Origin of the sequence: Nocardioides furvisabuli, from assembly GCF_021083185.1 — a bacterium.
In the GTDB taxonomy this organism is placed as follows: Bacteria; Actinomycetota; Actinomycetes; order Propionibacteriales; family Nocardioidaceae; genus Nocardioides; species Nocardioides furvisabuli.
Window position 1 is genome coordinate 1 of record NZ_JAIGQB010000016.1, and the last position, 9,299, is coordinate 9,299.

At 70.9% G+C, this 9,299-nt stretch carries 13 protein-coding genes; 4 read left to right on the top strand and 9 right to left on the bottom strand.

Annotated features, from left to right (window positions below; all coding sequences use genetic code 11):
* A partial coding sequence (locus K4G59_RS19520; protein WP_231252746.1) for an integrase core domain-containing protein occupies positions 1 to 131 on the top strand: 131 nt, incomplete at its 5' end.
* Between the two features lie 76 nt (positions 132 to 207).
* Here K4G59_RS19520 and K4G59_RS19525 read toward each other — a convergent pair.
* On the bottom strand, positions 208 to 993 hold the full coding sequence (locus tag K4G59_RS19525) for a YebC/PmpR family DNA-binding transcriptional regulator (RefSeq protein WP_231252735.1): 786 nt from the start codon (positions 991 to 993) through the stop codon (positions 208 to 210).
* 38 nt (positions 994 to 1,031) lie between these two features.
* Entirely contained in the window at positions 1,032 to 1,637 is a 606-nt protein-coding gene (pdxT, locus tag K4G59_RS19530) for a pyridoxal 5'-phosphate synthase glutaminase subunit PdxT (RefSeq protein WP_231252736.1), read from the bottom strand.
* A 66-nt stretch (positions 1,638 to 1,703) separates the two neighbouring features.
* Between pdxT and K4G59_RS19535 the strand changes: the two genes are divergently transcribed.
* Positions 1,704 to 2,861 carry a serine hydrolase domain-containing protein gene (locus tag K4G59_RS19535; RefSeq protein WP_231252737.1) on the top strand — a complete coding sequence of 386 codons (1,158 nt, stop codon included), beginning with the start codon at positions 1,704 to 1,706 and terminating at the stop codon, positions 2,859 to 2,861.
* Between the two features lie 9 nt (positions 2,862 to 2,870).
* Here K4G59_RS19535 and pdxS read toward each other — a convergent pair whose 3' ends face one another.
* The 3 genes from pdxS to K4G59_RS19550 form a co-directional block, all read right to left on the bottom strand.
* Positions 2,871 to 3,779, bottom strand: coding sequence for a pyridoxal 5'-phosphate synthase lyase subunit PdxS (gene pdxS, locus K4G59_RS19540; RefSeq protein ID WP_231252738.1), 909 nt, complete (start codon positions 3,777 to 3,779; stop codon positions 2,871 to 2,873).
* 66 nt (positions 3,780 to 3,845) lie between these two features.
* Complete coding sequence (pgsA, locus tag K4G59_RS19545; RefSeq protein ID WP_231252739.1) at positions 3,846 to 4,469, bottom strand: phosphatidylinositol phosphate synthase; 624 nt, start codon at positions 4,467 to 4,469, stop codon at positions 3,846 to 3,848.
* Between the two features lie 9 nt (positions 4,470 to 4,478).
* Positions 4,479 to 5,252 carry an inositol monophosphatase family protein gene (locus K4G59_RS19550; RefSeq protein ID WP_231252740.1) on the bottom strand — a complete coding sequence of 258 codons (774 nt, stop codon included), beginning with the start codon at positions 5,250 to 5,252 and terminating at the stop codon, positions 4,479 to 4,481.
* A gap of 72 nt (positions 5,253 to 5,324) precedes the next feature.
* Here K4G59_RS19550 and K4G59_RS20300 point away from each other — a divergent pair, with 72 nt between their 5' ends.
* Positions 5,325 to 5,459: a hypothetical protein gene (locus tag K4G59_RS20300; RefSeq protein WP_269210484.1), complete on the top strand. Its 135-nt coding sequence runs from the start codon at positions 5,325 to 5,327 to the stop codon at positions 5,457 to 5,459.
* A 5-nt stretch (positions 5,460 to 5,464) separates the two neighbouring features.
* On the opposite strand, the gene K4G59_RS19555 is transcribed toward K4G59_RS20300, so the two are convergent.
* From K4G59_RS19555 to K4G59_RS19565, 3 genes are read right to left on the bottom strand one after another with little or no spacing between them, the layout of a single operon-like run.
* A complete protein-coding gene (locus K4G59_RS19555) occupies positions 5,465 to 5,995 on the bottom strand; it encodes a hypothetical protein (protein ID WP_231252741.1) in 531 nt (176 codons plus the stop codon).
* A gap of 19 nt (positions 5,996 to 6,014) precedes the next feature.
* A complete protein-coding gene (locus K4G59_RS19560; RefSeq protein ID WP_231252742.1) occupies positions 6,015 to 6,578 on the bottom strand; it encodes a GNAT family N-acetyltransferase in 564 nt (187 codons plus the stop codon).
* On the bottom strand, positions 6,575 to 7,072 hold the full coding sequence (locus K4G59_RS19565) for an HIT family protein (protein ID WP_231252743.1): 498 nt from the start codon (positions 7,070 to 7,072) through the stop codon (positions 6,575 to 6,577). Before K4G59_RS19565 ends, K4G59_RS19560 begins: the two co-directional genes overlap by 4 nt.
* Positions 7,073 to 7,095: 23 nt before the next feature.
* Between K4G59_RS19565 and K4G59_RS19570 the strand changes: the two genes are divergently transcribed.
* Positions 7,096 to 7,572 (top strand): GNAT family N-acetyltransferase, encoded by a 477-nt coding sequence (locus tag K4G59_RS19570; RefSeq protein WP_231252744.1) that lies wholly within the window; start codon positions 7,096 to 7,098, stop codon positions 7,570 to 7,572.
* 121 nt (positions 7,573 to 7,693) lie between these two features.
* Here the strand turns inward: K4G59_RS19570 and K4G59_RS19575 are convergent, their stop codons facing one another.
* Complete coding sequence (locus tag K4G59_RS19575) at positions 7,694 to 9,136, bottom strand: HNH endonuclease signature motif containing protein (protein WP_231252745.1); 1,443 nt, start codon at positions 9,134 to 9,136, stop codon at positions 7,694 to 7,696.
* Positions 9,137 to 9,299 lie beyond the last annotated feature (163 nt).

Below are 9,299 nucleotides of genomic sequence, written 5' to 3' on the forward strand. Positions count from 1 at the left end.
CCTCAGAAGACGTCCGTCGAGGAGCACTGTCAGGATGGCTTCATCAGTACAACCACCACCGGCCCCACTCAGCCCTCGGTGGCCAACCACCCATCACCCGGTTGGACAACCTGGCTGGAGATCACAGTTAGTGCTTGTAAGCACCCCCGTAGAACATGGGTAGAACAAGCACCAACCCGGCGTTACAGCGCGATCGGTGGACCGCCGTCAGGCGTCGGCGGCCTCGAGCTCGGCCATCACGTCGGCAGGGATGTCGACGTTGGTGAAGACGTCCTGGACGTCGTCGAGGTCCTCGAGCGCGTCGACGAGGTGCAGCACCTTGGTGGCGCCGTCGGCGTCGACGGGGATCTCGAGGCTGGCGACGAACTCCACGTCGGCGGAGTCGTAGTCGATGCCCGCCTCCTGGAGCGCGGTGCGCACGGCGACCACGTCGGTGGCCTCGCTCTGCACCTGGAAGGCCTCGTCGAGGTCGTTGACCTCCTCGGCGCCGGCGTCGAGGGTCGCCTCGAGGACGTCGTCCTCGGTCACCTCGCGGACCGTGCCGTCGTGGTCCTGCGACTTCGGCACGACGACGATGCCCTTGCGGGTGAACAGGCGCGAGACCGAGCCGGGATCGGCCATCGTCCCGCCGTTGCGGGTGACGGCGGTGCGGACCTCCATCGCGGCGCGGTTGGTGTTGTCGGTGAGGCACTCGACGAGGATCGCGACGCCCTGGGGCCCGTAGACCTCGTAGGAGATCGTCTTGTAGTCGACGCCACCGGACTCGGCGCCGGAGCCGCGCTTGAGGGCGGAGTCGATGTTCTTGTTGGGGACCGAGCTCTTCTTGGCCTTCTGGATGGCGTCGTAGAGGGTCGGGTTGCCCGCGGGGTCACCGCCGCCCTGCTTGGCCGCCACCTCGATGTTCTTGATGAGCTTGGCGAAGAGCTTGCCGCGCTTGGCGTCGATCGCGGCCTTCTTGTGCTTGGTCGTTGCCCACTTGGAGTGGCCTGACATGAGTCCCTCTTCTTCTCGACGTGCTGGTCGGTCCGCGCTCAGGCCGAGCGCACCAGGTCCACGAACATGCCGTGCACCCGGTCGTCGCTGCCGACCTCGGGATGGAACGAGGTCGCCATCAGGGGGCCCTGCCGGACGGCGACGATCCTACCCGTGGCCGGACCGGTCTCCACGCGCGCAAGCACCTCGACGTCGTCCTCGACCGCCTCGACCCACGGCGCCCGGATGAAGACGGCGCGCACCGCGTCGGCGAGCCCGTCGACGTGCAGGTCCTCCTCGAAGGAGTCGACCTGGCGCCCGAAGGCGTTGCGGCGCACCGTGATGTGCAGGCCGCCGATGGTCTCCTGGCCCGCCGCGCCGTCCTCGATGCGGTCGGCGAGCAGGATCATCCCGGCGCACGTGCCGAAGGCGGGCAGGCCCGTGCGTACGGCGTCGCGCAGCGGCTCGAGGAGGTCGAAGATCCTCGCGAGCTTGACCATCGTCGTGGACTCCCCGCCCGGGAGGACGAGGCCGTCGCAGGCCGCGAGCTCGGCGGGACGGCGTACGGAGATCGCGTCGGCACCCAGCGAGCGCAGCGCCGCGAGGTGCTCGCGGACGTCGCCCTGGAGGGCGAGGACGCCGATGGTGGGCTGGGCGGCAGGCACACAGGGAGGGTAGGACCGCGGGTCGATCCACGCTCAGCCGGGTCGGGCCGGTCGTATCCTGCGGCCATGGGACTTCGTCGTCGCCTCGCCGCCCTCACCGCCGCGGGCGCGGTCGTGGTCACCACGGCGTGCGCCGGACCGCTGGACCGCCCCGAGACCGCGGCCCCGGCAGCCGCAGCCGCAGCCGCAGCCGCAGCGGACGCGAACCGTGTCGAGGGCTGGCCGGTGCGTTCCCCCGCCAGCGTGGGCCTGCGCGGCAGCGCACTGCGCGAGGGCGCGCAGGTGGCGCGGCGCCGCGACTCAACCTGCTTCGCCGTGCTCCGCAACGGCAAGCTCGTCCACGAGGACAACTGGACGCTGCGGCGCGACGCCCCGCGCGAGGTCTACTCGATCACCAAGTCGGTGACGAGCACGCTGGTCGGCATCGCGGTGCGCGACGGTGACTTGCGCCTCGACGACCGCGTCTCGCGCTACGTCCCGCAGTGGCGCGGCACCGCCTCGGCGACGGTGACGGTGCGCAACCTCCTCGCCAACGACAGCGGGCGCTTCTGGTCGCTGCAGTCGGACTACGCCGACCTGCTCGCGGCGCGCAGCCGGACGGCGTACGCCATCGGCCTGCCGCAGCAGCACGCGCCCGGCACCGCGTGGGCCTACAACAACGCCGCCATCCAGGTGCTGGAGCAGGTGCTGGAGAGGTCGACCGGGATGGGGGTGGCGAGGTATGCCGAGACGCGGCTCTTCGAGCCCCTCGGCATGCAGCGCACGAGGTTCATCACCGACCGGGCCGACGACGCGGCGGTGTTCTACGGCCTGCAGACCACGTGCCTCGACCTCGCGCGCTTCGGCGCGCTGCAGCTCGGCAAGGGCAAGGCGTACGGCACCCGGCTGGTCGACATGGGCTACGTCGCGGACGCCGTCGCTCGCTCCTCGACCCCGCACAACGCGGCCTACGGCTACCTGTGGTGGCTGAACCGTCCCGGCCCCCTGCGCGGCGCCACGGACGCGGTCGACGCGCAGGGCCAGCCGCTGCGCCGGGTCACCGGACAGCTCGCACCGTCGGTCGGGCAGGACGTCTTCGCCGCGCTCGGCTTCGGCGGGCAGGTGCTGCTCGTCGACCCGACGACGCGGACGACGGTGGTGCGCCTCGGCCTCCCCGCCCAGGCGGGCGAGGAGGCGTACGGCTTCGTCGATGCCGCGGCCGTGGTGGCGCGGGCGGTGCGCTGAGGCGGGTGGCTACCAGCCGCGCTCGGCGAGGCGGTGGGGCTGCGGGATCTCGTCGACGTTGATGCCGACCATGGCCTCACCGAGGCCGCGCGAGACCTTGGCGACCACGTCCGGGTCGTCGAAGAAGGTCGTGGCCTTGACGATGGCCTCGGCGCGCTGGGCGGGGTTGCCGGACTTGAAGATGCCCGACCCCACGAAGACGCCCTCGGCGCCGAGCTGCATCATCATCGCCGCGTCGGCCGGGGTGGCGATGCCGCCGGCGGTGAAGAGCACGACGGGGAGCTTGCCCGCGGCCGCGACCTCCTTGACCAGCTCGAACGGCGCCTGGAGCTCCTTGGCCGCGACGTAGAGCTCGTCCTCGGACATGGAGTGCAGGCGGCGCAGCTCGCCACCGATGGTGCGCATGTGCATGACGGCGTTGGACACGTCGCCGGTGCCTGCCTCGCCCTTGGAGCGGATCATCGCCGCGCCCTCGGTGATGCGGCGCAGCGCCTCGCCGAGGTTGGTCGCACCGCACACGAAGGGGACGGTGAACTTCCACTTGTCGATGTGGTTGGCGTAGTCGGCCGGGGTGAGCACCTCGGACTCGTCGATGTAGTCGACGCCGAGCGACTGCAGGACCTGGGCCTCGGCGAAGTGGCCGATGCGGGCCTTGGCCATCACCGGGATCGAGACGGCCTCGATGATCGAGTCGATCATGTCCGGGTCGCTCATGCGCGACACGCCGCCCTGGGCGCGGATGTCGGCCGGGACGCGCTCGAGCGCCATCACCGCGACGGCGCCGGCGTCCTCGGCGATCTTCGCCTGCTCGGCGGTGACGACGTCCATGATGACGCCGCCCTTGAGCATCTCGGCCATGCCGCGCTTGACGCGGCTCGTGCCGTGCTCGATGGGGGTCTCAGGGGTGTGCTCAGCCATGACCCGATCGTAGTCCGGGCTCATCCCATAGGAGGCATCGGGCTCCGCCCTCGACAGCGCCCCCGATCAGGCCTGCGAGGCCGCGCGCTCCAGCGCCTGGCGGCGTACGACCCAGATGCGCTGGACGACGGTCACGGTCGCCGCGACGGCGAGCGCCCAGAGCGCCACCTCGAGCAGGATCGGCAGGTCGAGCACGTCGGCGAAGAAGGCGGGGACGAGCATGCCGACGAGGCGGTCGGGGCGCTCGGCGATGCCGACCTTGGCGTCGTAGCCGAGGTGGTCGGCCTTGGCGCGGGCGTACGACGTCACGGCCCCCATCAGCAGGATGACCAGGCACAGCACGAGGTAGAGCCGGCTCTCGGCCTGCCAGGCGAAGTAGAGCGCGAGTCCGCCGAACAGCGCGCCGTCGGCGACGCGGTCGAGGGTCGAGTCGAGGAAGGCGCCGAAGTCGTCCTTGCGGCCGGTCTTGCGGGCCATCGCGCCGTCGATGAGGTCGCTGAAGACGAAGGCGGTGATGAAGAGGACGCCCTCCCACACCATGCCGCGGGGGAAGAAGAACAGCGCCCCGAAGCTCACGCCGAGGGTGCCGACCAGCGTCACCACGTCCGGGCTGATGCCGAGGCGGATGAAGAGGTTGACGAAGGGCGCGAGCATGACGCCCTGCCAGAACTGCTTGAACCTGTCGAGCACGGCCGCAGGCTATCGCCCGAGCAGCGCGGCCCGGACGTCCGCCACGGCCGCGGGCGCTCCGGTGACGGTCCAGTCCACCCCGGCGGCGTGTACGACGACCGACTCGCCGCCGGCGCCGCGCATGATCGCCGCGCCCGGGAGGCGGTCCCAGTCGGCGACCGAGTGCTGGAAGAGCACGTCCCACTGGCCCGACGCGATGGCCATCACGTCCATGGTGCCGGAGCCGAGCATCCGGAGCGTCCCGACCTCGCCCAGCGCACGGGTGAAGGCCTCCCCCACCTCGCTGCCGTAGAACGGCGGGTGGAGGTAGGTCGTGGCGCAGCGCGCCTCGCGCGGCGTCTCGGGCAGCGGCGCGAGGGCCTCACCGTCGAGGGTGGTCGACAGGTCGGGCCCACCGACCCAGGTGCGCAGAGTGGAGGCGTGGTGCACGGCGCCCAGCAGGACGTCGGCCTCGTCGTGCAGCGCGATCGCGCTGCACCACCAGTCGCTGCCGCGGGAGAAGTTGTAGGTGCCGTCGACGGGGTCGATGACCCAGGTGCGCCCCGACGTGCCGGGGCGCGAGGTGCCCTCCTCCCCCACGATCGCGTCGTCGGGGCGCTCGGCGGTGAGCTGCTGGACGATGAGCCGCTCGGCCGCGGTGTCGGCCTGGGTCACGATGTCGGAACCGCTGGTCTTGCGCGACACGTCGAGTCCCTCGGCGCGGATCCGGGCGGCCAGCAGTGCCGCCTCGCGCACGAGGTCGGCTGCCAGCGAGGCATCGGCAGCGAGGTGCGCGTCATCCATGGCGCCCACGGTAGTGCGCAGGCGTACTGTGGCAGGACGGAGCCAGTCAGGCTTCCGAATCGAGGAGCCCCGATGAGCGACAAGTCGCCACGGCAAGGCATGTCCAAGAAGTCCGGCAAGTCCATCAAGGAGAAGCGCGCCGACAAGCACGCGAAGGCGGCCGGGAAGAGCGATGCTTCCGAGCCCCTGGTGCCCAGGAAGAAATAGGGCCGTCAGGTCCTGGGGGCGGGCTCGTCGTCCTCCAGCCAGATCACTTCCGGCGGGCGGAACGTGTCGTCCGCGAGGTTGGGATAGGCCGCATCGCCGGTGAGCACCTCGTGCATGTGGTTCGCAAAGCCTTCGGTCCACTCCTGCTGGCTGAAGGCCGCCCATGCGCGCCGGGCCACGGGCTTCTGGGCCCAGAACGCCAGCTCCCGCTCGAGGCCGCGCCAGTCTCGGGCGTTGAGCAACCCATCGCGATGGGCAGCGAAGCAGTCGCTGTAGAGCACGAAGAACGGCAGCAACACATGGCGGATCGGCTCCGGGACGCCGTCATCGACGCGCCCCAGGACTCGGCGGAGATCGGGGTAGAGCGGGTCGAGACGCGCCTGGAACGCGGCGTCCATGGCCACGGCGCGCTCGCGCTCGTGCATCGCCATCGACCTGCGCGAGTCACGAAGGCTCAGCCAAGCCACTGCTAGGGCGGCCAACGCGGCGACGGCGGACATCGACGCTGCCACCACGTTCATCATCTCGCCGCTCATCGGCTTCCCCGTTCTTCGGTCAAGCCCCCTCCGGGGAGCCCATGAACACGTGATTGAGACCTTCCTCGCCGTCGAAGGCACCGATCTCGACGAGACCCATCGCGTTGTAGAACGCGATGGCACCCGTGGATCCGTCCAGCACGGCGAGCACGGGTCTGCGCTCCGAGGACTCTATGTGCCGCATGGCCGTCGTGAGGAGACTTCTGCCGACTCCGTCACGTCGACAGACCGTGGAGACGAAGAACTTCACCACCTCGCCATGGGTCTGTGCGTCGATCTCGACGCCCATCGCGGGACCGTGCGCCACCAGGTAGGGGTGCGGGTCCGTGACGCGTACGTGGCCCAGCACCTCGCCGTCACGGGTGGCGACCCAGTCCACTGCACCGGGCTCAGCAGCCAGCCAGGACTCCAACGACTCGGCCGTGCCGTCGGAGCTGAGACGCGAGGGGTAGGGCGGATCAACCGCCGCCAGCTCGAGCAGGAGCGCGACCAAGGCTTTCTTGTGGCGCCCGGCATCGTATCGTTCGACGACCAGCGGGGATGCCGTGGCTTCATCAGGGAGGCCGCCCGCGACGTCCCTCATTCGGCGTCCCACGCGCCGGCGAGCAGCCGGCGGGTGTCGGCGAGCAGCTGCGGGAGGATCTTGGCGCCACCGACGACGGTGATGAAGTTGGCGTCACCGGTCCAGCGCGGGACGACGTGCTGGTGCAGGTGCTCCGACAGCGAGCCGCCGGCCGAGCGCCCGAGGTTGAGCCCGACGTTGAACGAGTGCGGCTGGCTCACCGCCCGGATCGCGCGCAGCGACTGCTGCGTCATCGTCATGAGCTCGGCCGCCTCCCCTGGCGTGAGGTCGGCGAGGTCCGCGACATGGCGGTAGGGCAGGACCATGAGGTGACCGGGGTTGTAGGGGTGCAGGTTCAGCACGGCGTACGTCGACCCTCCGCGCGCCACGACCAGCGACTCGTCGTCGGGGTGGCCGGGGATCGCGCAGAACGGGCAGCCCTCGTCGTCGACGGCCGAGCGGACGTAGGCCATCCGGTGGGGCGTCCAGATCCGCTCCAGCGCGTCGTCACTCATGCCGGCGATCCTAGGGTGGGCCAGTGACCTCGATCCGACCGGCCGTCGCCGCCGACATGGCCGCGGTCGCCGACCTCTGGCACCGGGGCTGGCACGACGGTCACGCCGGACACGTGCCCGAGGGGCTCACCGCCGCGCGCACGCTGCCGGCCTTCCACGACCGCACGCCCTCCCGGGTCGCCGACACGACCGTCGCGGTGTCCGCCGACGGTGAGCTGCTCGGCTTCGTGATGGTCGTGGGAGACGAGGTGGAGCAGGTCTTCGTCGGCCGCGGTGCACGCGGGACCGGACTGGCCGAGGTGCTGCTCGCCGAGGCGGAGCGGCAGGTCGCCGCCGGGGGGCACGAGGTCGCCTGGCTGGCGGTGGTCACGGGCAACGCCCGGGCGCGACGGTTCTACGAGAGGTGCGGCTGGCGCGACGAGGGCGACCTGCCGTACGAGGTGACCGCCGGTGGGGAGACCTTCCTGTCGCCGTGCCGGAGGTACGTCAAGGCAGTCTGAGTCGTGCGCGGCACTCGACTGGGACCCATCTGATCCCACCAGAGGGACCGAAGGCGTGGCGCAGTCGAGTGCGGACGTGCCTGTGACCCCGCCATCAGAAGTGGCGGGGTGCGGGGCGGGGTCACCTTCGCGGTGACGGGATCCGGGGTGGGCCGAGCTCGGGTGGGCCGAGCTCGGGTGGACCGGGGTCGGGCGGGTCGAGGGCGGTGGTGCCGGTGCGGTCGCGTCGGTAGCGATGGCCGTGCGGACTGGTCCACACGAACACTCCCGGCGCGACCATGTCGTAGCGCCAGGCGGAGTGGGTCTTCAGCCGGTGATGGAACCGGCACAGCGCCGCGAGGTTGTCGGTGTGCGTCGGCCCGGGCTGTGGTCGACCTTCTGCGTCGGCGTGATGGTCGTACTCGGTGACGTGGTCGACGTCGCACCCGCGGGCGGGGCGACCGCACCACGGGAAGACACAGGCGCGGTCGCGGAGAACCACGCGGTCACGGATCCGGTCCGGGATCGCGTAGCCGGGCGCGGCCTTCTCGGTGTTGAGGTCGATGACCGGCTTGACGGTGACCTTGGTGCGGGAGTCGCCGCACCAGGACCGGAGCTGGTCGAGCAGGACCAGCCGCTGGCCCTCTTCGAGCCGTCCGGTCGGCCCGAAGATCGTGGTGTCGCCGGACAGGGTGGCGTCGAAGTGGGCGTGGAGCACGACTTCCCGCGCGACCGGCAGATCCTGCCCGTCCGGCCCGCTGGTGTGTCCGTGCTGGAAGAGGTCGAGCGCGGTCTGCGTCCGGGCCAGGTCACCGAGCGCCTTCGCCCGACGGGCATCCAGTGACTCCTGCGACCCGAGGGCCTTGAGGGTGGCGGCTCGGTGGGCGAGGGCCTGGTGGAGGTCGAGGCCGTCGGCGAGGTCGACCTCGGCCTCGAGCCGCACGGTGCCGGCGAAGTGGACGTCCTGGTCGTGGATGGTGACGTGGCGGGGGTCGACGTGGAGGTACCCGTCCTCGGGGTCGGCGGCCGGGTCGGCGGTCGCGAGGTCGAACCGTTTGATGGTCTCCGCAACGAGGCGGTCCAGCTGGGCGGGACCGATCCGACCTGCGACCGCGGCGACCTGCGCGTCGACGAACGCGGCTGCCTCACGGGTGAGGGCCGGACTCGAGTGAATGGTGACTTCTGCAACCGCCTTCGCGCGCCAAGCGGGGACGCGTCCAGCGTGGACCTGCGACCACAACCTGGGGAGGCGGTGGCGGAGCTCGAGGGCGTGACCGATGAGCTTCTTCGCCGACACGCTGGTGATGCCCAAGACAGCGCCGAGCTCGGCGACGCAGAACTCCGCGACCAGCGGAGCGCCGGGGCCGGCGATGGGCTCCTCGTGCTCACACCCCGCGACCGTGAACGAGGCCGCGGAGTGGATCGACTCCGGTGGGTGGAGGTCAGCCCACCGGGCGGCGAGCTCCAGAACATCTGCCGCGGCCTGGTCCTCGGCGGCCTTGCGGGAGCGGATCGAGGCGAGCAGGGCTGCGGGGCCGAGGGAGTCTGCCCCGTCCTCCGGCTCCACTTCCAATATCTCGATCATGCGTTCGAGTCTAGAGAAGGGGTCCGACAGTGGGTTGTGTGATGTCTCAGGACATGGGTGACAGTTCTGTATCAGGACATCGGTGACAGTTCATGTCTCAGGACTTCGGTGACACTTCAGCGGTCTTGGGGCGGGGGCCAGGGCGTCGGCCGTTGCCGACGTA

Coding starts and splice junctions, on each gene's coding strand:
- K4G59_RS19555 (WP_231252741.1), bottom strand. CDS start 5,995: ATGAGCGGCGAGATGATGAACGTGGTGGCAGCGTCGATGTCCGCCGTC.
- K4G59_RS20300 (WP_269210484.1), top strand. CDS start 5,325: ATGAGCGACAAGTCGCCACGGCAAGGCATGTCCAAGAAGTCCGGCAAG.
- K4G59_RS19565 (WP_231252743.1), bottom strand. CDS start 7,072: ATGAGTGACGACGCGCTGGAGCGGATCTGGACGCCCCACCGGATGGCC.
- K4G59_RS19560 (WP_231252742.1), bottom strand. CDS start 6,578: ATGAGGGACGTCGCGGGCGGCCTCCCTGATGAAGCCACGGCATCCCCG.
- K4G59_RS19550 (WP_231252740.1), bottom strand. CDS start 5,252: ATGGATGACGCGCACCTCGCTGCCGATGCCTCGCTGGCAGCCGACCTC.
- K4G59_RS19525 (WP_231252735.1), bottom strand. CDS start 993: ATGTCAGGCCACTCCAAGTGGGCAACGACCAAGCACAAGAAGGCCGCG.
- K4G59_RS19535 (WP_231252737.1), top strand. CDS start 1,704: ATGGGACTTCGTCGTCGCCTCGCCGCCCTCACCGCCGCGGGCGCGGTC.
- pdxS (WP_231252738.1), bottom strand. CDS start 3,779: ATGGCTGAGCACACCCCTGAGACCCCCATCGAGCACGGCACGAGCCGC.
- K4G59_RS19575 (WP_231252745.1), bottom strand. CDS start 9,136: ATGATCGAGATATTGGAAGTGGAGCCGGAGGACGGGGCAGACTCCCTC.